The sequence below is a fragment of the Actinosynnema sp. CA-299493 genome (assembly GCF_050946825.1).
In the GTDB taxonomy this organism is placed as follows: Bacteria; Actinomycetota; Actinomycetes; order Mycobacteriales; family Pseudonocardiaceae; genus Actinosynnema.
This window is the reverse complement of record NZ_CP191993.1, coordinates 4,848,089-4,868,505: the sequence shown is the minus strand read 5'-3', so window position 1 is coordinate 4,868,505 and position 20,417 is coordinate 4,848,089. Positions and strand designations below refer to the sequence as shown.

Genomic DNA, 20,417 nt, shown 5'->3' with positions numbered 1-20,417 from the left:
GCGCCGACCGGCCACCACGCACCCGGATAAGGTCGCCGCGTGGTGAAGATCGCACCGTACGGAACGTGGACATCGCCCATCGACGCGGCCGACGCCGCCGCGGCCGGCGGGGGCCTGCACTGGGTCGACCTGCACGACGGTCGCCCCTGGTGGGCCGAGGGACGCCCCGCCGAGGGCGGCCGGGTCGCGCTGGTGCGCGACGGGCAGGACCTGCTGCCCCCGCCGTGGAACGCGCGCAACCGCGTCCACGAGTACGGCGGCCGGCCGTGGGTCGTGCTGGACACCCCCGACGGGACGCGCGTGGCGTTCACCAACTGGGACGACCAGCGCGTCCACCTGTTCGACCCCGACGACCCGCGGCCCGTCCCGCTCAGCCCCGAGCCCCCGCGCCGGCACGGCTACCGCTACGCCGACCTCACCGCCGGGCCGGACCACGCCGAGGTGTGGTGCGTGCGGGAGACCGTGACCGGCGACGCCCGCACCGACGTCCGCCGCGAACTGGTCGCGCTGCCGTTGGACGGCTCCGAGCCCAGGGTGCTCGCCGCGAGCCACCACTTCATGACCGGGCCCCGGCTCTCGCCCGACGGCCGCCACTACGCCTGGATCGGCTGGGACCACCCCCGCCTGCCGTGGGACGGCGCCGAGCTGTGCGTCGCCGAGGTCGGCTCCGCGGAGCACCGCGTCCTGGCCGGCGGCGTGACCGAGGCCGTGTGCCAGGTCGAGTGGGAGACGCCCGCGGACGGCGGGCCGCCGTCGCTGCTGGCGCTGACCGACCCCGACGGCTGGTGGAACCTGTTCCGCATCGGCCTGGACGGCGCCCGCAAGAACCTCGCGCCGTGCGACGCCGAGCTGGGCGGGCCGATGTGGCGGCTGGGCAACCGCTGGTTCGCCGCCATCGGCCCCGGCCGCTACGCCGTGCTCCGCTCCGGCGCGCTGGCCGTGCTCGACGAGCGCAGCGGCACCGTCACCGACGTCGACGTGGACCTGCCCGTCTGGCACGCGCACCTCGCCGTGCACGACGGCGTGGTCGTCAGCGGTGCCGCCGGACCGCTCGCCGAGTCCGCCGTGGTGTCGCTGGACCTGTCCACCGGCGTCCTCACCGAGCACACCTCCGGCGAGTCGCCGTTGCCCGTCGACTACCTGCCCGTGCCCGAGAAACGCGTGTTCCGCGGCCCCGACGGCGATGTCCCCGCCTACGTCTACCCGCCCCGCAACCCCGACTTCAGCGGACCCGACGGTGGGAAACCGCCCTACGTCGTGCACGTCCACGGCGGGCCCACCGGCCGGTCGGCGCCCGTGCTCGACGCCGAGCTGGCCTACCTGACCAGCCGGGGCATCGGCGTGGTCGCGGTCAACTACGGCGGCTCCACCGGCTACGGCCGGGCGTTCCGCGAACGGCTGCGCGAGCAGTGGGGCGTGGTCGACGTCAACGACTGCGCCGCCGTCGCCCAGGCCCTGGCCGACTCCGGCGCCGCCGACGGCGACCGGCTCGCCATCCGCGGCGGCAGCGCCGGCGGCTGGACCTCGGCCGCGTCGCTGACCTCGGTGAAGACCTACCGGTGCGGCATGGTCGCGTTCCCCATCCTGGACCTGGCCGGGTGGACCGGCGAGGGTGGGGAGACCCACGACTTCGAGTCCCGCTACGTCGAGGGCCTGGTCGGGCCGTGGCCCGCGGCGGCCGACCGGTACGCCGAGCGGTCGCCGGCCAACCACGTCGACCGGCTGGCCGGGCCGGTGCTGCTGCTGCAAGGCCTGGAGGACGAGATCTGCCCGCCCGAGCAGGCCGACCGGTTCGCCGCCGCGCTGGACGGCACCGGCATCCCGCACGCCTACCTCACGTTCGAGGGCGAGCAGCACGGGTTCCGCAAGGCCGAGACCATCGTCGCCGCGCTGGAGGCCGAGCTGTCGTTCTACGGGCAGGTGTTCGGCTTCACCCCCGAGGGGATCGCGGTGCTGGAGCTGCGCCGGTGACGCCCTCCGCCCCGGACGCCGCCGCCTCCGGGCACGTTGTCTCCGGGCTCGCCGCCTCCGGACCCGCGCTGCTGCGGCCGGGCGACCGGGTCGTCGTGGTCAGCCCGGCCGGACCGTGCCCGGCCGAACTCCTCGACGCCGGCGCCGCGTGGCTGCGCACGTGGGACCTGGACGTGCGGATCGACCCCCACGCCCTGGACGTCCACCCGACGCTGGGCTACCTCGCCGGCCACGACGCCGACCGCGCCCACTCGCTCGAACGGGCCTGGCTGGACCCGGCCGTGGCCGGGGTGCTGTGCGCCCGGGGCGGCTACGGCAGCCTGCGCATGGTCGACCTGGTCGACTGGACCGCCATCGCGGCCGTCGCCGTCGGTCCGGCCGCTGTCGGTCCGGCCGGTGGTGCCGGCGGTGGCGTTGCGGCCGGTGGCGCGCGTCGCAAGGTGTTCCTCGGCTCCAGCGACACCACCGTGCTGCACGAGCGGTTCTGGGCGCACGGCGTGCCCACCTGGTTCGGGCCGATGATCGGCACCAGGGCGTTCGTCGAGGACACCGAGGCCCGCGAACGGCTCCGCGCCGCCCTGTTCACCGGCGTGTCGTCGTACCAAGGGGTCGGCATGGCGCCCGGTGTCGCCCGCGGGGTCGCCGTCGGCGGCAACCTCAGCCTCCTCGACGCGCCACCACCACCGCCCGGTGCGGTCGTGCTGCTCGAAGACGTCAACGAAGAGCCCTACCGCCTCGACCGGATGCTCACCGGCCTGCTGCGATCCGGGTGGTTCGACCAGGTCGCCGGGCTCGTCCTCGGCTCGTGGACGGGGTGCGGCGACCCGTCCGCCGTGCTCGCCGACCGGCTGGGCGGGCTCGGCGTGCCGATCGTCGCCGACGCCGGGTTCGGGCACTGCCACGGCCAGCTCACCGTGCCACTCGGCGTGCCGGTCGAGATCGACGGCGACTCCGGGGTGGTCACCGTCCTGGGATAGGCCACCCGAAGGCCGCGCGCGTCCGCCGGCCCCGCGTGTCACCGCGCCTGCCGGCACGCACACCATCCCGTCGGCCACGACCGGGCCTACAGCCGACCCGTCACCGACCCCGGCAACCGAACCGACCCACGCCTGACCCACGTTCAAAGACAGTCGGACCGGAGACGTCCGGACCGACGACTCCGACCGGCGAGTCGATCAGGTCGCCCGGCGAAGGGCGCGACCCGCGACCCCGCGAGGCTCCCTGGCGCGCTCGGCGGGGTTGGCCGAGCCATCGGAGCAGCTGCCCGCGCCTCCCGCCATCAGGCCGTGGGCGACCGGTCAGTGGTGGTCAGTGGTTGTCGCGGAGCGTCTGGTTGTCCCGCAGTGTCTGGGTGTCGCGTCGCACCTCCTCCGCCTGGTAGCCGACGGCCTGGATCTCCTCGGCCAGCTGCGGGTGACTGGCCCGCATCTTGCCCAGCGCCGCCATCAACGGCTCCAACAGCGCCACTGCGTCGTCCGCCGCCAACGCCTCGCGCACCACGACGTCCATCCGACCGACCTGACCGGCCAGGCTTCGCAGTGACGCGGCGTTGTCGCGCGCCCACTGCGACACCGCGCGGTCGGCCGCCCGCTTGTCCCGTTCGGCACGCACCCGGCCCTCGGCGGTCGCGCCCAGCTCCGACGGACGCAGCCGCAGGTACCGGCGCTCCGCCGCCTGTCTGCTGGCCACCCCCAGGGCGGGTGCCAGCTCGGCCCAGCTCGTGCCCAGCTCACGTGCCGCGGCGATCAGCTGTGGTTCCCATCCGGCCAGCTCATCGCGCAAGCGCCGCAGGAGGACCAGCGCGGACAACACCTGCCCCGCACTGAGTTCTTCCCCGGTCGCCGCCGCTCGGACGGTCTCGTAATCCCCGATCGCCATGGCGTCAACTTACCGATGACATCAAAGCTTGTCAACCGGATGACGACATGGTAGAACTGAAGCACAGCGCGATGACCAGCGCATTGACCACACAGACCAGGAGGTGTTCCCGATGTTGATGCGCACGGACCCGTTCCGGGAGCTTGACCGGCTGGCGCAGCAGTTCTTCACCGGACCGGGCACCTGGTCGCGGCCCACGTCCATGCCGATGGACGCCTACCGCGCCGGGGACGAGTTCGTGGTGGAGTTCGACCTGCCCGGTGTCGCACCGGACGCCATCGACCTCGACGTCGAGCGCAACGTGCTCACGGTCAAGGCCGAGCGCCGCCCCAACCGCACCGACGACGTCGAGATGCAGCTGTCCGAGCGGCCGCTCGGCGTGTTCTCGCGCCAGTTGTTCCTCGGCGACTCGCTCGACGTCGACCGGATCAAGGCCGACTACGACTCCGGCGTGCTGACCCTGCGCATCCCGATCGCGGAGAAGGCGAAGCCGCGCAAGATCACCATCGGCCAGACCGACGGCACACCGAAGGAGATCAACGCCTGACGCATCCACGCCGTCGGATACCGGATGTGCACCGGGTCTACGGCAGGTAGGCCCGGTGCACGTCGTCCACCGACCACGACGTCGTGCCCACCGCACCCGCTCCACCGACGACGGTCCACCGACGACGGTCCACGAACGTCGCGCCGCCGACCGCGGACGGCACCCGGCGTGAACCGAGCGGAAGTGGGTGGAGCGCGCCGGTCGACGTCCGACAGGATCGCCGACCATGCGACCGGCGCCGGGAGAAGTGCTGCACTTCTCCGAAGACCCCACGATCACCCGGTTCGAACCGCACGTCGCCGCCACGGCCCGACAACCCGAGGCGTACGTGTGGGCCGTGGACCACGCACGGGCGCCCGACTACTGGTTCCCGCGCCAGTGCCCACGCGCGATGGCGTGGGTCGAGCCCACCACCAGCGCCGAAGACCGGGCGTGGCTGGGCGTCGAGCGGCTCCACGCGGTCGAGTTCGGCTGGCTGCGCCGGATGCAGGCCGCGCGCCTGTACGCCTACCGGTTCGACGCGCGGTCGTTCCGGCCGTTCGGCGAACCGCCCAACGCCCACGTGGCCACCGAACCGGTCGAACCGCTCGGCCCACCCGAACCGGCCGGCGACCTGCTGGCGTCGCACGAGGCCGCCGGCATCGAACTGCGGCTGATGCCCAACCTGTGGCCGTTCTGGCGACGGGTGGTCGCGAGCACCCTCGGGTTCAGCGGGATCCGCCTGCGCAACGCCCTGCCCGAACCGACCTGAACCGCCTGACCTGACCGATCTGGCCCGACCCGAGCGGTGCCGGTCCGTCGCCGTGATCGCCGCAGTGGGGGCGGACCAGGGTTGCCCACATACCGACCGGTCGGTACCCTCGCGACGTGGACGAACGGCGCATCGACGCGGTGGTGTTCGACTGGGGTGGCGTGCTCACGGTCTCCGTGCCTGCCTTCATCGAGGACTGGCTGACTTCGGAGAACATCGACCGGGACCGCTACGGCCGGACCATCCGGACCTGGATGGGCCGCGACGCGGTCCCCGACAACCCGGTGGCACGCCTGGAGACCGGCGAGCTCACCCCCGACGAGTTCGAGGCGCTCCTGGCCGCCGAGCTGATCACCCTCGACGGACGCGAGGTGGCGTCGAAAGGCCTGCTGCGCCGCATGTTCGGCAGCGCCCACCCCGACCCGGAGATGGTCGACCTGGTCCGCGAACTGCGCGCCGACGGCCTGCGGACCGTGCTGCTGTCCAACAGCTGGGGCGAGGGCTATCCCGAAGAGCTGCTGCTCGAGCTGTTCGACACGATCGTGATCAGCGGTCGGATCGGGCTGCGCAAGCCGGACCCGCGCATCTTCCAGCACACTCTGGGCCAGATCGGCCTGCCCGCCCACCGGTGCGTGTTCTTCGACGACGCGCCGGTCAACGTCGAAGCGGCGCAGGCGGTCGGCCTGCACGCCCACCGGCACACCGACGCCGACACGACCCGCGCGGTGATCGCCCAGCTCAGGGGAGTCGCCGCATGACCGAACTACCCGGCCTGGACCTCGACCGGCTCGCCACGCACCTCGGCACCGGCCCGTTGACCGGCGAACTGATCCCCGGCGGGCGGTCCAACCTGACCTACCGCGTCACCGACGGCCGCGAGCGCTGGGTGCTGCGCCGCCCGCCGCTGGGCCACGTGCTGGCCACCGCGCACGACATGTCCCGCGAACACCGGGTGATCAAGGCCCTGGCCGACACCGCCGTGCCGGTGCCGAGGGTGGAGCTGCTCTGCGAGGACACCGACGTCATCGGCGCGCCGTTCTACCTGATGGAAGAGGTGCCCGGCGTGGCGCTGCGGCACCGCGACCAGTGCCCGTGGCTCAGCCCGGACAAGGCCCGCGTCCTGTCCGAACGCCTGGTCGACGTGCTCGCCGACCTGCACGCCGTCGACCCCGAGGACGTCGGCCTGACCGACTTCGGCCGACCGGACGGCTTCCTCAAGCGCCAGGTCGTCCGCTGGGGCAAGCAGCTCGACGCCTCCCGCAGCCGTGAGCTGCCCGGTATCGACGAGCTGCGCGACCGGCTGGCCGACAGCGTGCCCGACTCCGCCCGCGCCACGATCGTGCACGGCGACTACCGGCTGGACAACGTCCTGGTCACCGAGGACCCGCTGGACATCAGCGCGGTGCTGGACTGGGAGATGGCCACGCTGGGCGACCCGCTCGCCGACGTCGGCCTGCTGTGCGTCTACTGGAACGGCATCGGCGCGCGCGACGACGACCCGATCACCGGCACCGTGCCCACGCTGCCCGGGTTCGCCGGCACCGACGAGCTGGTCCACCGCTACGCCGAGCGCAGCGGCGCCGACACCGGCGGTCTGGCCTGGTACACGGCGTTCGCCTACTTCAAGCTCGCCGTGATCCTCGAAGGCATCCACTTCCGCTTCACCCACGGCAAGACCGTGGGAGCGGGGTTCGACCAGATCGGCCAACTCACCCTGCCGCTGGTCCGGCAGGGACTCGCCGCGAGCTCAGGGGAGCACTGATGGACTTCGCCTACGACGCCAAGACCGAGGAACTGCGTGCCACGCTGCTGCGGTTCATGGACGAGTTCGTCTACCCCGCCGAGCCGGTCGCCGAACGGCAGTTGGCCGACGCCGAGGACCCGTGGGCGCGCCCGGCGGTGCTGGAGGAGCTGAAGGCCGAGGCGCGCAGGCAGGGGCTGTGGAACCTGTTCCTGCCCGACCCCGAGCACGGCGGCGGCCTGACGAACCTGCAGTACGCGCCGCTGGCCGAGATCACCGGCCGCAGCCCGCACCTGGCGCCGGAAGCGCTCAACTGCGCCGCGCCGGACACCGGGAACATGGAGGTGCTGGCGATGTTCGGCACCGAGCAGCAGAAGAAGCAGTGGCTGCGGCCCCTGCTCGACGGCGAGATCCGGTCGGCGTTCTGCATGACCGAGCCGGACGTCGCGTCCTCCGACGCCACCAACATCGCCACCAGCGTCACCCGCGACGGCGACGAGTACGTCGTCAACGGCACCAAGTGGTGGTCGTCGGGCGCGATGAACCCCCACTGCGCGATCTTCATCGTGATGGGCAAGACCGACCCCGACGCCGAACGGCACCGCCAGCAGGCGATGATCCTGGTCCCGCGCGACACGCCGGGCGTGCACGTCAAGCGCGGCATGCACGTGTTCGGCTACACCGACGCATCCCACGGCGGGCACGCCGAGATCGTCTTCGACAACGTCCGGGTGCCCGCCGACAACCTGATCGCCGGCGAGGGCGAGGGCTTCGCGATCGCCCAGGCCCGCCTCGGCCCCGGCCGCATCCACCACTGCATGCGGCTGATCGGCATCGCCGAACGCGCGCTGGAACTCATGTGCCGCCGCGCGATCTCGCGCGTCGCGTTCGGCCAACCGATCGCGCGCCAGGGCGTCGTGCAGGAGTGGATCGCCGAGTCGCGGGTGCGGATCGAGCAGGCCAGGCTGCTGGTGCTCAAGACGGCGTGGCTGATGGACACCGTCGGCAACAAGGGCGCGCACACCGAGATCCAGGCCATCAAGATCGGCACGCCGCTCATGGCCGAGTGGGTGCTGGACAAGGCGATCCAGGCGCACGGCGCGGGCGGCGTGAGCCAGGACTTCCCGTTGGCCGAGCTGTGGGCCGCGGCGCGGACCCTGCGCCTGGCCGACGGCCCGGACGAGGTGCACCGGATGTCGTTGGCGAAGCGGGAGCTGAAGCGGTACCTGTGACGGGGTGAGCGATTTCGACGTGTTCCTCGCCGACTGCCCCGCCCGCACGACCCTCGAAGTCGTCGGCCACACCTGGTCGGTGGTGGTCGTCGTCGCCCTCGGCGACGGGCCGCTGCGGTACGGGGAGCTGCTGGACCGGATCGGCGGCATCAGCAACAAGATGCTCACCCAGACCCTGGCCCGGCTGCGCGGCAACGGGCTGCTGACGAGCGCGGACGGGTACCACGAGCTGACCGGTCTCGGCCGATCGCTGCTCACGCCCGTGCGCGCGCTCGCGGCGTGGGCGGAGGAGCACACCGGCGAGCTGCTCGACGCCAGGCGCGACCCCGACAGCCGGGACCCCGACGTGCTCGATGGCGGTGACGTGCTCGATGGCGCCGGTGTGCCCGATCCGGGGCGTCAGGCCGGGCCGCAGGGCGGACCCATGGCTCAGCCGCAGGGCGAGCCGACAGTTCGGCCGCGGGATGACCGGCAGCACGCAGCGGGGTCGAGGGCTGCCGGATAGGTCGGCTGCTGGCCTGGAGGTCAGGTCAGATCAGGTCGGGATCGGTGCGGAGGTCGGGGCAAGGCAGGGGTTGGTTGCCGGCCTCGTTGTTTCAACCGACGTTTCAGGTCGACGGTAACGCCGTTTTCGTTGATGGTCGGATGCAGGATCACTCGATCGTGAAGTCGGTGGTCAAGAAAGGCGCAGGTCAGGGCGATGAGGTGTGGGAACCGTTTGGTTCCTGGGCCTGCGTGATCATGACTGACATGAGTCGCGTTTCCGTCGTCACCGGAGCCAACCAGGGCCTGGGGTTCGCCCTCGTCGAAGGGCTCGCCCGCCGAGCCGGCCCATCCGACTTCGTCTACCTCACCGGTCGCGACGAGGGGCGGGTCGAGGCTGCCGCGGCACGTCTCGGCCACGACGCCGTCCGGACCCGCGTGCTGGACGTCGGCGACGGGCAGGCCGTCGCCTCCTTCGCCGACGACCTGCGCGAACGGCACGGAGGTGTGGACGTGGTGTTCTCCAACGCCGCCGCCCGGCTCAGCCCCGGCACGCCGTGGAGCGACCAGGTCGACCCCTTCGTCACCGTCAACAACCTGGGCACCACGCACGTGCTCCGCGCGTTCACGCCACTGCTGCGCCCGGGCGGCGCGTTGCTGGTGGTGGCCAGTTCCTTCGGCACCGTCCGCCACCTGCCCCCGCACCTGCACGAGCACTTCGCCGCACGGTCTCTGGACGACGTCGACGCCACGGTGCTCGCCTGGCGCGACGCCGTCCTCGACGGCACGGCGACCGACCGGGGCTGGCCGGACTGGATCAACATCCCGTCCAAGATCGGCCAGGTCGCCGCCGTGCGCGCGGTCGCGGCCGGTCGCCGTGACACCGACACGGCCACCGGCACGCTGATCGCCGCCGTCTGCCCCGGTCTCGTCGACACCGACGCCTCACGGCCCTGGTTCGCCGGGATGAGCGGCGCGGCCGAACCGGCCGAGGCGGCGGAACGGCTGCTCGACCTGGCGCTCGGGGCGCGCCGCCGGGAGCACTACGGCGAGTTGGTCCAGTTCGGCCGGGTGCTGCGCTGGTCGTGAGGCACGGCCGCGAGCAGGGTGCGCGTGTAGTCGTGCCGCGGCGACAGCAGCACCTGCTCCACCGTGCCCTGCTCCACCAGTTCGCCCCGGTACATGACGGCGACCCGGTCGGCGATCGTCCACGCCAGGCCGAGGTCGTGGGTGATCACCAGGGCGGCCAGGTCCAGCTCGCGGCGCAACCGCAGCAGCAACGCCAGGATCTCGCCGCGCACGGAGGCGTCCAGCGACGCCACCGGCTCGTCGGCGACCAGCAGCCGCGGGCCCAGCGCCAACGCGCCCGCGATCACCACGCGTTGGCGCTGACCACCCGACAGCTCGTGCGGCAACGACGGGAAGAACAGCTCCGGCGGCCGCAGTTCCGCCTGCGACAACGCCTCGGCGACCCGCGCGGCCTCGTCGCCGGGCACCCGGTGGATGCGCAGCCCCTCCGCGACCGCCTCGTACACCGAGTGCCGCGGGTTCAACGCGCTGGTCGGGTCCTGCAGCACCAGCTGCACCTGCCGCCGGTACGCGCGCAGCCCCGACGCCGACCGGGGGAGTTCGACGCCGTCGAACAGCACCCGCCCGGCAGTGGGGCGCCGTAGGCCCAGCAACGTGCGGGCCAGCGTCGTCTTGCCCGAACCGGACTGGCCGACGAGCGCGACGATCTCGCCCGCCCGCACCTCCAGGTCCACCCCGGCCACGGCCTCCGTCGCGCCGTAGGACACCCGCACGCCCTCGGCCCGCAGCAGCACCGGCCCGTCCGGGGCGACCTCCGACGGCGTGACGTGCCGCGACGCCGGATCGCCCACGGTCGGGAACGCCGCCGCCAACGCCTGCGTGTGCGGGTGGGCCGGCGACGCGATCACCTCCCGCGCCGGACCCTCCTCCACCACCTGCCCGTGCCGCATCACGGCCAGCCGGTCGCACGTCGAGGCCAGCACGGACAGGTCGTGGCTGATCATGACCAGCCCGATCCCGCGCTCGGACACCAGCCGCTTGAGCACGTCGAGCACCTGCGCCTGCACCACCACGTCCAGCGCCGTGGTCGGCTCGTCCGCGATCACCAGGCGCGGTTCGCACGCCAGCGCCATCGCGATCATCACCCGCTGCTTCTGCCCACCCGACAACTCGTGCGGGTACGCCCGGGCCGTCCGGGCGGGCAGCTCCACCTGCTCCAGCAGCGCCGACACCGACCCGCTCACGCCGTGCAGCCGCATCGGCTCGGCGATCTGCTCGCCCACCCGGTGCACCGGGTTCAACGCGTGCATCGCGCCCTGGAACACCACCGACGCCGCCGCCCACCGCACCGCCCGCAGCCGGCCCCACGACATGTCCCGCACGTCCTCGCCGTCGAGCAGCACCTGACCCTCGACCCGGGCGTTGCGCGGCAGCAACCGCAGCACCGACATGGCCACGGTCGACTTGCCGCACCCCGACTCCCCCGCCAGCCCCAGCGTCCGCCCCGCCTGCAACGCCAGCGACACCGACCGCACCGCGGTGGCCTCGCCGCGCGCGGTCCGGTAGTGCACGCTCAGGTCGCGCAACTCCAGCAGGCTGCTCACCGCTCCCCCTTCAGCCGCGGGTTGAGCACCGTCTCCAGGGCCCGCCCGCACAGCGTGAACGCCAGCACCACGCACACCACGCCCAGCCCCGGCGGCACCAGGAACCACCACGCCCGCTGCGACACCGCGCCGTGCATGTTCGCCGCGTGCAGCAGCGACCCCCACGACACCCGGGTCGGGTCGCCCAACCCCAGGAACGACAGGGTCGACTCGGCCACGATCGCGCTGGCCACCGTCAACGTCGTGTTCACGAACACCAGCGGCAGCACCGCGGGCAGCACGTGCCGCCCGATCACGTGCGCGTGCCCGCCGCCCAGCGCGCGGGACCGCTCGATGAACGGGCGCGCCTCCACCGCCAGGGTCTGCGCCCGCACCAGCCGCGCCGTCGCCGGCCACGACGTCACCCCGATCGCCAGCACGATCGTGCCCAGCCCGCGCGGCAGGACCGTCGACAGCGCGATCGCCAGCACCAACGACGGCAGCACCAGGAAGAAGTCGGTGAACCGCATCAGCACCGCCGACACCCACCCGCCGAAGTGCGCCGCCACGATCCCGACCACGGTGCCGATCAGCACCGACAACACCGTGGCCGCGAGTCCCACGACCAGCGAGATCCGGGTGCCCCACCACGTCAGCAGCAGCACCGAGCGCCCGTTGTGGTCCGTGCCCAGCCAGTGCTCCGGGGACGGCGGCTGCCACGGCCGGGCGGTCACCCGCGTCACGTCCAGCCCCGACGTGTCGGTCACCAGCGGGGCCAGCACCGCCAGCGCCGCGATCACCGCCAACCCGATCAGCCCGACCAGGCCGCCGCGCTGGGAGGCGAACTCCCGCCACGTCGCCCGCGCCGCGGCCCGTCGCCGCTGCCACGCGATGGCCGTCACGACGCACGCACCCGCGGGTCCAGGACCCGGTAGAGCAGGTCCGCGACCACGTTCATGGCGATCACCGCTCCCGCCAGCACCACGAACGTGCCCTGCAGCAGCGGCAGGTCGGGCCCGGTCAGCGCCTCGTAGGTCAACAGCCCCAGCCCGGGCCAGGAGAACACCGTCTCCACCGTGATCGCGCCCGACACCACCAGCCCCAGGTGCAGGAACACCAGCGTCACGGTCGGCAGCAGCGCGTTGGGCACCGCGTGCCGCCGACGCACCAGGTCGTCGCGCAGCCCCTTCGCCCGCGCCGTGGTCAGGTAGTCGGCGTGCATCTCCTCCAGCAACGAGGACCGCATCACCAGCAGGTACTGCGCGTAGACCACCGCGATCATGGTCAGGCACGGCAGCACCATGTGGTGGGCGACGTCCAACGCCTGCGACGGGAAGTCCGGCGGCGTGTCCGGGTACCGCATCCCGCCGCTGGGGAACAGGTCGCCGGTCGCCAGCGACAGCAGCATGCCCAGCCAGAACGTCGGCATCGCCCACTGCGCCAGCGCCAGCCCGGTGGAGACCCGGTCCGACCGCGACCCGCGCCGCCACGCGCCCCGGATGCCCAGCCACAGCCCGATCGTCACGGCCAGCACGGTCGACGTGCCGGTCAGCAGCACGGTGGGCCACAGCCGTTCGCCGATCAGCTCCAGCACCGGCCTGCTGTAGACGTAGGAGGTGCCGAAGTCGCCGCGCAGCGCCGCGGCGAGGTAGTCGACGAACTGCTCGTCCAGCGGTTCGTCCACGCCCAGCCGCGCGCGCAGCTCGGCGAGCTGGTCGCCGGTCACCGGGCGGCCCCGCGTCATCGCGACCACCGGGTCGCCGGGGATCACCCGGAACAGCAGGAACCCCAGCGTCACCACGAACAGCAGGCTGACCAGCGCGCCGCCGACCTTGCCCGCCAGGTGCCGGATCACTCGCGGTCCTCCGCGCGCAGCCCGCGCCGCCGGCCCATCAGCCACGCGCCGCCGACCAGCACGATCAACGCGCCGCCGACGACGCCGAGCACGAGCCCGGTGCCGGACCCGGTGTCGCCGCCCGTCGCCGTCACGGGCGTCGCGCCGTAGTAGCCCCACACGCCGTTCTGGGCCATGATCACGCCGCCCGGGTCGGGCTGCACGGGGAACGAGGCGAACTTGTCGCTGCGGTAGGCCTCCAGCGCGTTGTCGTAGCCCAGGACCACGGCGGGCACCTGGTCGTAGAACCGCTGCTGCATCTTCAGCACCAGCTCGCGCCGCTTGGCCGGGTCGAACTCGGTGCGCTGCCGCGCGTACAGGGCGTCGTACTCCGGGTCGCAGAAGAACGTGTCGGTGGTGCCGCCCTTGCCGTCGGCGTTGGGACGCTGGCCGCACGTGTGCAGCGAGAGGATGAAGTCCGGGTCGGGGTTGGTGCCCCAGCCGGAGAACTGCAGGTCGAACGTCCCGGCCGTGCCGGCCTCGTTGAGCTGGTTGTCCGACACGATCCGCACGTCGACGACGATGCCCAGCTCGGCCAGCGACCGCTTGACGAACTCGCCGGTCTGCTCGTCGTAGGCGCGGCCGGCGTGCCCGAGCAGCCGCAGTTCCATCCGCCTGCCCTGCGGCGAGACGCGGATGCCGTCGGCGCCGCGCGCGTAGCCCGCCTGGTCGAGGTCGGCGTTGGCCGCCGCCGGGTCGTGGGGGCGCACCGGTTCGGGCTTGAGGTGGTAGTCGGGGAACACCGGCGGGATCGGTCCGGTGCCGCGCTGCGCGTAGCCGCCGTTGACCTTGGCGATGATCGCGTCCAGGTCCAGCGACTTGGCGATCGCCCGGCGCACCACGACGTCCTTCAACGCCGGGTGCCCGTCGCCGATCGGCTCGCCGGTGCGCGTCGCCGCCCCCGAGTTGATCACGATCTCGTTGAAGCGGCGGCCCTGCGCCTGGTTGCGGGTGATGCCGTCCTCGTCCTTGAGCGAGTCGAACTGGGCGGGCCCCATCCGGTTGACCAGGTCGACCTCGCCCTTGCCCAACGCCTGCACGGCGGCGTCGGCGGTCTTGTAGTAGCTGAACGTCAGCTCGTCGTACTTGGGCGCGCCGCGCCAGTAGTCCTTGTTCGCCTTGAACCGGATGAACTCGTTGGCCCGGTACTCGGTCAGGACGAACGGCCCGCTGCCCACCACGGGGGTGTGGTCGTTGCGGTACTCGCCGATGTCGGCGACCTGCGACCACACGTGCTCGGGCACGATCGGCACGTCCAGCGCGAGCATGGTCGCCTGCGGCTGCTTGGTCCTGATCACCAGCGTGCGGTCGTCGGTCGCGGTCACCGACTCGAACTCGGCGGTGAAGCTGCCGTTGGCGGTGGCGGCGGTCTCGTCGCGCATCATCAGGTCGTAGGTGAACGCGACGTCCTCGGCGGTGATCGGCTGCCCGTCGGACCACTTCCTGCCCTCCGGCACGTGGAACGTCCACGTCAGCCGGTCCTCGGAGGACTCCCACCGGTCGGCCAGGCCCGCCACCGGGCGCTGGTCCCTCACGTCGTAGGCGGTCAGGTAGTCGTACATCAGCCTGCCGACCTCGGTGCCCGCCTGGAAGATCGACAGGAACGGGTTGAGCGAATCCACCTGCTGGGTGATCGCCACCCGCAAGGTCACCGCCTGTTGCGCCTGCGCCGGGGTCGGCGCGAGCAGAACCACCAAAGTCATCGCCGCCGTGACCGCGCCGAATCGTCGGATACCCACAGTGACCGCCTCCTGCCCGTGAGTGGAAGTCAAGAAGTAACCACTGCGCCGTGGCACACGTCAAGAACCGACATCACCTCGGTACGGTGAGCGCATGCGGATCTTGATCTCGGCGGACATGGAAGGGGCGACGGGGGTCACCTGGACCGCCGACGTCGTCCCGCAGACCGAGCAGTGGCAGCGGTTCCGCCGGCTGTTCACCGGCGACGTCAACGCCTGCGTCGCGGGCCTGCACGCGGGCGGCGCGACCGACGTGCTCGTCAACGAGGCCCACTCGTCGCAGCGCAACCTCCTGCTGGAGGACCTCGACACCCGCGCCCGGCTGCTCACCGGGCGGCACAAGCCGCTGTCGATGATGCAGGGCGTCGACTCCGGCGTGGCCGGCGTGGTGTTCCTCGGCTACCACGCGGGCGCGGGCCAGGAGGGCGTCCTCGCCCACACCTACCTGGAGAACTCCATCACCGGGGTGTGGTTGGACGGCGTGCCCGCGAGCGAGGGCAGGCTCAACGCCGCGCTGGCCGCCGAGCACGGAGTCCCCGTGCTGCTCGTGACCGGTGACGACAAGGCCTGCGACGACGCCCGCGACTACGCGCCGGGCGCCGGGTTCGTCGCCGTCAAGGAGTGCGTCAGCCGCTACGCCGCCGTCTGCTCGCCCCCCTCGGTGACCTCCGAACTGATCGCCGAGGCCGCCCGCGCGGCCATGAGCCGTGCCGGCCGGGCGCCGGGCGCGGTCGCGCCGCACCGGGTCGAAGTGGAGTTCGACGCCACCCACCTGGCCGCCGCCGCGGCGGTGGTCCCTACGGTGGAGCAGGTCGGAGCGCGCCGGGTCGGGTTCGACGCGGCGTCCATGACGCTGGCGATGCAGGCGTTCAAGGTCGTCACCGCGATCGCGGCGTCCGCAGTTGAGGGGATATATGGCTGAGGATGTCGTCGACCTGTGCGCGGCGCTGCTGCGGTTCGACACCACCAACCGCGGCGGCGGCGAGTCCGCCGGCGAACGGGAGGCCGCCGAGTTCGTCGCGGCGCACCTGGACGCCATCGGCGTGCCCGCCACCGTGCTCGAACCGGCGCCACGCCGGGGCAACGTGCTGGCCCGCGTGCCCGGCGCGGACCCCGGCCTGCCCGCGCTGCTCGTGCAGGCGCACCTGGACGTGGTGCCCGCCGACGCCGCCGAGTGGAGCGTGCCGCCGTTCGCCGGGATCCAGCAGGGCGGCTACCTGTGGGGTCGCGGCGCGGTCGACATGAAGGACATGATCGCGATGGTCCTGGCCGTGCTGGGCGACTGGTCCCGCGAGGGCCGCCGGCCGCGCCGCGACATCGTGCTCGCGTTCGTCGCCGACGAGGAGGACCGCGGCGAGTTCGGCGCGCACTGGCTCGTCGAGCACCACGCCGACTTCTTCGCCGGCTGCACCACCGCGATCGGCGAGTCCGGCGGCTACTCCTACCCCGTCGGCGACCGGCGCGTCTACCCCATCGGCACGGCCGAACGCGGCACCTCCCACCTGCGGCTCACCGCCACCGGGCGCGCCGGGCACGGCTCACGCCGCAACGACGACAACGCCGTGGTCAAGCTCCTCGCCGCGCTCACCCGCGTCACCGCCCTCCGGCACCCGGTGCGGCTGACCCCCACCGTGCGGGCGTTCATCGAACGGGTCGGAGCCGCGCTCGACGTGCCGGTCGACCTGTCCGACGTCGACGCCACCATCGCCCGGTTCGGCGCCGCCGCGAGGCTGGTCGAGAACACCGTCCGCAACAGCGTCACGCCCACCGTGCTGGACGCCGGGTACAAGGTGAACGTGATCCCCGGCAGCGCCACCGCCGAACTGGACGTGCGCACCCTGCCCGGCACCGTGGACGAGCTGCTGGCCGCGATCGACGAAGCCCTCGGCGCGGACGTGCGGCGCGAGTCCATCGCCGACGAACCGCCCGTGCAGGCGCCGATCGACTCGCCGTGGTTCGACGCCATGGCCGCGGCACTGCGCGCGGAGGACCCCGAGGCCGTGGTCGTGCCCTACTGCATGGGCGGCGGCACGGACGCCAAGGCGTTCAGCCGGCTGGGCATCGACTGCTACGGCTTCGCCCCGCTGTTCCTGCCGCCCGGCTACGACTACCGCGCCATGCCGCACGGCGTGGACGAGCGCGTCCCCGTGGAAGGGCTCCGCTTCGGCGCCCGCGTGCTCGACCGGTTCCTGTCCTCGTAACACCCGATCGGGTGGGTCGGCCCGCGTATCCCCACCCTCCGCCACACCCTCCTAGCTCGGGGAGTGATGGTGAAGGAGGCCGGATCGTGTGGGCGCGAATCACCAGGGGGGCAGTGGCGGTGGCGATCGTCGTGGGCGTCACCTCGTGCGAGAGCGGGGTGTTCGACCACCCGGGCGGTGACACCGGGACCGACCGGACGACCACCGCCCCGACCACCGGCACCGGGTCGGGCGGGAACACCACCACAGGGTCGAAGACCGGGGATCGGTACGGCTGGTTCCTCCCCGAGGGACCGGATTCGCCGAGCTTCCCCGAGGACGACGTGCACCGGTGGTCGGTCTCGCGAGCCTGCGCGCAGGCGCAGTCCACCCTGGAGGTCGACCCGCGCACCCGCACCGCCCCGACCACCACGACCCCTCAGACGACCACCACCACTCGCACGATGACCACGACCACCACCGCATGACCGCCCAGCCCGGCCGGGACGCGCCAGGCAAGGGCTCCGACGAGCCGGACGCGGTGCGACGCGTCGGCGAGGCGCTGGCCAACGTCACGGTGCTCACCGGCCTGCTGGTCTACTTCGGCTGGCGGCGCAGCGACGTGCAGGCCCGCGAGCTGGGCATCGACAGCGCCGTGCTGGGCATGTCCACCACGGACTACGTGCTGCGCAGCGTCGGACCGGTGTTCCTGCTGCTGGCGGTCGTCGTGGGGATCGCCCTGGTCTGCCGGTGGCTCGAACCCCGCGTCCGCGCGGCGACCGACCGGCCCGGCCACCGCGCGCGGGCGTTCTCGGTGGTGCTGTCGGCGGCGTGGCTGGTCCTGCCGGCCCTGACCGTGGCCCTCGGGCTGCTGTTCCCGGTCACCAGCTTCTACGCGTTCCCGCTCGCGGTCGGCGGCGGGATCCTGCTGTCGCTGCACGCGAGCGGCCTGCGCCGACCGGACGCGCACCCGGCGTGGACCAGGGTGCTCGGCTTCGCCGTCGTGTCGCTCTCGCTGTTCTGGTCGGCGGGCAACTACGCCGAGGTCCGGGGCGTCCAACTGGCCCGCGACTACGCCGAGGACCTGCACCGGCAGACCACCGTCGTCGTCTACACCCGGGAACGACTGCACATCACCGCGCCCGGCGCCTGCGAGGAGCCCCTGCCCGCCGACGGCTCCCGCTACCGGTTCCGCCACGTGGGCCTGCGGCTGCTCGCCAAGGTCGGCGCCAAGTACTTCCTCGTCTCCGACGGCTGGACCCGCGACCGCGGCACCGTGGTCGTGCTCGCCGACAACGACGACATCCGCGTCGAACTGGGCCGCGGCGACCGGGCCCGCCCGCCGCACTGCCCGGGCGCTACCGGTCCGGGTCGGTGATCTCGCGCAACCTGGCCAGCGCGTCGAGCAGCGCCACCATCCGCGGCCTGCCCAGGTGCGCGGTCCACTCCCGCTGCACCTCGGCGATCGCGTCCAGGCACACCGGGATCGCCCGGCGCCCGCGCGCGGCCACCCGGACCAGCCGGGCCCGCGCGTCGGTCGGATCCGGGCCGCGCTCCACGTAACCGGCCCGTTCGAGCTGGTCGACCAGGAAACCGGCGGTCTGCTTGGTGACCCGGGCGGCCTCCGCGAGCTCCGTGAGCCGCGACCCGTGCCGGTCGATGCGGTGGAACACCCGTGCCTGCGCGGGCGTCACGTCGTCGAACCCCGCCCGCGCCAGGGCGGCGAACACCCGGTTCTCGAGCTCGCGGTGCGGCAGGTACAGCAACAGGCCGAGGTCGTCGGGCACGTCACTCCTTGACATCGGTCAGAGAAGTCGATCACCCTATCGTGTCGCGCCCCTCGGGTGACGCCGCTAGTCGAAACGGATGTGCTTCACCGAAGTCCACGTCCGCCGCACCCGGCCGCGCAGCCTGCCGTCGGTGTTCGGCGCCAGCGTGAGCCCGGCCGACGCGGCGACACGGTCCGCGACCTGCGCCACCGTGATGTGGTCGGTCCACACGTGCTCGGCGAACTCCGGCTCGCGCAGCCGTTCCAGGCAGTGGTCCAGCACCCGCAGCGCGAAGCTCTCCCGCCGCAGCGGCACGTCCTTGCCGAGCACAACCTGCGCGGCGTGCCCGAGAACGCGTTCCCGCAGCCGCCGCACCACCGTCTCCCGCTCGGCCAGCAACGCGAAGTGCCGCACGTCGTGGCCCCGGTCGCGCAACCCGCCGACGATCTCCCGGAAGTAGGCGGGCTCCACCACCGTCATCGGCACCACGACCACCCCGTCGTGCCCGGTCGCCGCCCGGTCCAGCACCTCCACCACACCCCGCCGCCACGACACCAGGTCCTGGAAGTCGCCGCGCAGCGCGGGCGGCGTCATCCGGTGCAGGGCGAACCCGACGTGCTCGGGATCGCTGAGGAAGCTGCCCGGCAACCGCCGCCGGAGCTCGTGCGCGGTCTGGGTCTTGCCGCCGCCGAACGGGCCGTTGATCCACAGGAGCACGACACCGACCCTACGGACGCCGCGCCAACCGGACGAGCTTGAGCGCCAGGTGCAGCTCCAGCCGGGCGCCGCCGTCGGACAGGTCGCGGCCGGTCAGCTCGGCGATCCGACCCAACCGGTAGTACAGGCTGGTGCGGTGCAGGTGCAGGCGTTCCGCCGCGGCGCGCACCTCGCAGCCGCAGTCCAGGTACACCTCCAGCGTCCGCAGCAGCACCTCCGACAGCCCCGCCAGCACCTCGTCCGGCGACGCGCCCAGCAGCAGCCGGTACGCGCCGAGTTCGGACCACCGCACCCGATCCGGCAACGCCGGGTCCAGCCGCGCCAGCTCCGCCGCCGCCAACGCCTGCTGGTACGCCGCGCCGGTCCGGTCGGGCGGGTGCGGGTCGCTCACCCCGACGTGACCGGGCAGGTCCGGCAGGGCGTCCGCGGCCGGCACCGTGCGCACCACCCGGGGCTCCACCGCCACCACCACCCGCACCGGCGCCCGCTCACCGACGGGCACCTGCGCCGCCAACGCCGCCAACCGCTCACCCAGGTCCAGCTCCGGCACGTCGCCGAGCACCCACAGGTAGCCGACCAGCACCCCGTTGTGCCGCAGCGGGAAACCCACCCGCTGCTGGAACCCCAACGCCGCGTTCGCCGGCACCCGCACCGGCCCCGTCGCGGTCGCCACGCCGTGCTGCTCCTGCCAGGCCGCGACGTCCGCGGGCACCCGCCGGGTCAGGATCGCCCGCACCCTCGCCCGGTCCACGTCGTCGGTCTGGGCGCTGTGCGCCACCACCCGGCCCGCCACGTCGTCCACCGACACCCCGCGCCCCAGCACCCGGGACAGCTCGTCCAGCAGCTCCTGCATTCCGACAACTGTAGGAACAACTCCAGTCGCCGGACGGTCGCCCCACCCGA

Annotated in this window: 22 protein-coding genes; 13 read left to right on the top strand and 9 right to left on the bottom strand. The window is 73.0% G+C overall.

Annotation, left to right across the window (positions count from 1 at the left end; translation table 11 throughout):
- Nucleotides 1–39: 39 nt before the first annotated feature.
- Both ACQPYE_RS20115 and ACQPYE_RS20110 read left to right on the top strand, forming a co-directional pair.
- Complete coding sequence (locus ACQPYE_RS20115; protein WP_498713337.1) at nt 40–1,971, top strand: prolyl oligopeptidase family serine peptidase; 1,932 nt, start codon at nt 40–42, stop codon at nt 1,969–1,971.
- A 68-nt stretch (nt 1,972–2,039) separates the two neighbouring features.
- Nucleotides 2,040–2,948, top strand: coding sequence for a S66 peptidase family protein (locus ACQPYE_RS20110; protein WP_498722951.1), 909 nt, complete (start codon nt 2,040–2,042; stop codon nt 2,946–2,948).
- Between the two features lie 331 nt (nt 2,949–3,279).
- On the opposite strand, the gene ACQPYE_RS20105 is transcribed toward ACQPYE_RS20110, so the two are convergent.
- Entirely contained in the window at nt 3,280–3,849 is a 570-nt protein-coding gene (locus tag ACQPYE_RS20105; RefSeq protein ID WP_498713335.1) for an HSP18 transcriptional regulator, read from the bottom strand.
- Between the two features lie 112 nt (nt 3,850–3,961).
- Here ACQPYE_RS20105 and ACQPYE_RS20100 point away from each other — a divergent pair, with 112 nt between their 5' ends.
- Nucleotides 3,962–4,396: an Hsp20/alpha crystallin family protein gene (locus tag ACQPYE_RS20100; RefSeq protein WP_498713333.1), complete on the top strand. Its 435-nt coding sequence runs from the start codon at nt 3,962–3,964 to the stop codon at nt 4,394–4,396.
- 37 nt (nt 4,397–4,433) lie between these two features.
- On the opposite strand, the gene ACQPYE_RS20095 is transcribed toward ACQPYE_RS20100, so the two are convergent.
- On the bottom strand, nt 4,434–4,559 hold the full coding sequence (locus ACQPYE_RS20095; protein ID WP_498713331.1) for a hypothetical protein: 126 nt from the start codon (nt 4,557–4,559) through the stop codon (nt 4,434–4,436).
- Between the two features lie 63 nt (nt 4,560–4,622).
- On the opposite strand from ACQPYE_RS20095, the gene ACQPYE_RS20090 reads away from it, so the two are divergent.
- The 6 genes from ACQPYE_RS20090 (at nt 4,623) to ACQPYE_RS20065 (ending at nt 9,692) form a co-directional block, all read left to right on the top strand.
- Nucleotides 4,623–5,147: a DUF6886 family protein gene (locus tag ACQPYE_RS20090; protein ID WP_498713329.1), complete on the top strand. Its 525-nt coding sequence runs from the start codon at nt 4,623–4,625 to the stop codon at nt 5,145–5,147.
- 116 nt (nt 5,148–5,263) lie between these two features.
- The gene (locus ACQPYE_RS20085; protein WP_498713327.1) at nt 5,264–5,905 is read left to right on the top strand and encodes an HAD family hydrolase; all 642 of its coding nucleotides are present in this window, start codon (nt 5,264–5,266) and stop codon (nt 5,903–5,905) included.
- Complete coding sequence (locus ACQPYE_RS20080) at nt 5,902–6,909, top strand: phosphotransferase family protein (protein ID WP_498713324.1); 1,008 nt, start codon at nt 5,902–5,904, stop codon at nt 6,907–6,909. The genes ACQPYE_RS20085 and ACQPYE_RS20080 overlap by 4 nt, the downstream gene beginning before the upstream one ends.
- Nucleotides 6,909–8,120: an acyl-CoA dehydrogenase family protein gene (locus ACQPYE_RS20075; RefSeq protein WP_498713322.1), complete on the top strand. Its 1,212-nt coding sequence runs from the start codon at nt 6,909–6,911 to the stop codon at nt 8,118–8,120. Before ACQPYE_RS20080 ends, ACQPYE_RS20075 begins: the two co-directional genes overlap by 1 nt.
- Nucleotides 8,121–8,124: 4 nt before the next feature.
- Entirely contained in the window at nt 8,125–8,625 is a 501-nt protein-coding gene (locus tag ACQPYE_RS20070; protein ID WP_498713320.1) for a winged helix-turn-helix transcriptional regulator, read from the top strand.
- A 245-nt stretch (nt 8,626–8,870) separates the two neighbouring features.
- Complete coding sequence (locus tag ACQPYE_RS20065; protein ID WP_498713319.1) at nt 8,871–9,692, top strand: SDR family NAD(P)-dependent oxidoreductase; 822 nt, start codon at nt 8,871–8,873, stop codon at nt 9,690–9,692.
- Here the strand turns inward: ACQPYE_RS20065 and nikE are convergent.
- Genes nikE through ACQPYE_RS20045 form a run of 4 tightly spaced genes read right to left on the bottom strand, consistent with a single transcriptional unit; the run spans nt 9,647 to nt 14,812 of the window.
- Nucleotides 9,647–11,236 carry a nickel ABC transporter ATP-binding protein NikE gene (gene nikE, locus ACQPYE_RS20060; protein ID WP_498713317.1) on the bottom strand — a complete coding sequence of 530 codons (1,590 nt, stop codon included), beginning with the start codon at nt 11,234–11,236 and terminating at the stop codon, nt 9,647–9,649. The genes ACQPYE_RS20065 and nikE overlap by 46 nt on opposite strands.
- Nucleotides 11,233–12,117, bottom strand: a complete 885-nt coding sequence (locus ACQPYE_RS20055; RefSeq protein WP_498713315.1) for an ABC transporter permease — start codon at nt 12,115–12,117, stop codon at nt 11,233–11,235. The genes nikE and ACQPYE_RS20055 overlap by 4 nt, the downstream gene beginning before the upstream one ends.
- On the bottom strand, nt 12,114–13,070 hold the full coding sequence (locus ACQPYE_RS20050) for an ABC transporter permease (protein ID WP_498713313.1): 957 nt from the start codon (nt 13,068–13,070) through the stop codon (nt 12,114–12,116). The genes ACQPYE_RS20055 and ACQPYE_RS20050 overlap by 4 nt, the downstream gene beginning before the upstream one ends.
- Entirely contained in the window at nt 13,067–14,812 is a 1,746-nt protein-coding gene (locus ACQPYE_RS20045) for an ABC transporter substrate-binding protein (RefSeq protein ID WP_498713311.1), read from the bottom strand. The genes ACQPYE_RS20050 and ACQPYE_RS20045 overlap by 4 nt, the downstream gene beginning before the upstream one ends.
- Before the next feature lie 130 nt (nt 14,813–14,942).
- Here ACQPYE_RS20045 and ACQPYE_RS20040 point away from each other — a divergent pair, with 130 nt between their 5' ends.
- The 4 genes from ACQPYE_RS20040 to ACQPYE_RS20025 all read left to right on the top strand — a co-directional run bounded on the left by ACQPYE_RS20040 (nt 14,943) and on the right by ACQPYE_RS20025 (nt 18,406).
- The gene (locus tag ACQPYE_RS20040) at nt 14,943–15,770 is read left to right on the top strand and encodes a M55 family metallopeptidase (protein ID WP_498713309.1); all 828 of its coding nucleotides are present in this window, start codon (nt 14,943–14,945) and stop codon (nt 15,768–15,770) included.
- Nucleotides 15,763–17,049 carry a M20/M25/M40 family metallo-hydrolase gene (locus tag ACQPYE_RS20035; RefSeq protein WP_498713307.1) on the top strand — a complete coding sequence of 429 codons (1,287 nt, stop codon included), beginning with the start codon at nt 15,763–15,765 and terminating at the stop codon, nt 17,047–17,049. Before ACQPYE_RS20040 ends, ACQPYE_RS20035 begins: the two co-directional genes overlap by 8 nt.
- 86 nt (nt 17,050–17,135) lie before the next feature.
- On the top strand, nt 17,136–17,516 hold the full coding sequence (locus ACQPYE_RS20030) for a hypothetical protein (protein WP_498713305.1): 381 nt from the start codon (nt 17,136–17,138) through the stop codon (nt 17,514–17,516).
- Nucleotides 17,513–18,406: a hypothetical protein gene (locus ACQPYE_RS20025; protein ID WP_498713303.1), complete on the top strand. Its 894-nt coding sequence runs from the start codon at nt 17,513–17,515 to the stop codon at nt 18,404–18,406. Before ACQPYE_RS20030 ends, ACQPYE_RS20025 begins: the two co-directional genes overlap by 4 nt.
- Here the strand turns inward: ACQPYE_RS20025 and ACQPYE_RS20020 are convergent.
- The 3 genes from ACQPYE_RS20020 to ACQPYE_RS20010 all read right to left on the bottom strand — a co-directional run bounded on the left by ACQPYE_RS20020 (nt 18,387) and on the right by ACQPYE_RS20010 (nt 20,367).
- Nucleotides 18,387–18,815: a MarR family winged helix-turn-helix transcriptional regulator gene (locus ACQPYE_RS20020; RefSeq protein ID WP_498713301.1), complete on the bottom strand. Its 429-nt coding sequence runs from the start codon at nt 18,813–18,815 to the stop codon at nt 18,387–18,389. The genes ACQPYE_RS20025 and ACQPYE_RS20020 overlap by 20 nt on opposite strands.
- 66 nt (nt 18,816–18,881) lie before the next feature.
- Nucleotides 18,882–19,514, bottom strand: a complete 633-nt coding sequence (locus ACQPYE_RS20015; protein ID WP_498713299.1) for an AAA family ATPase — start codon at nt 19,512–19,514, stop codon at nt 18,882–18,884.
- 10 nt (nt 19,515–19,524) lie between these two features.
- A complete protein-coding gene (locus ACQPYE_RS20010; RefSeq protein WP_498713297.1) occupies nt 19,525–20,367 on the bottom strand; it encodes a PucR family transcriptional regulator in 843 nt (280 codons plus the stop codon).
- Nucleotides 20,368–20,417: the final 50 nt, after the last annotated feature.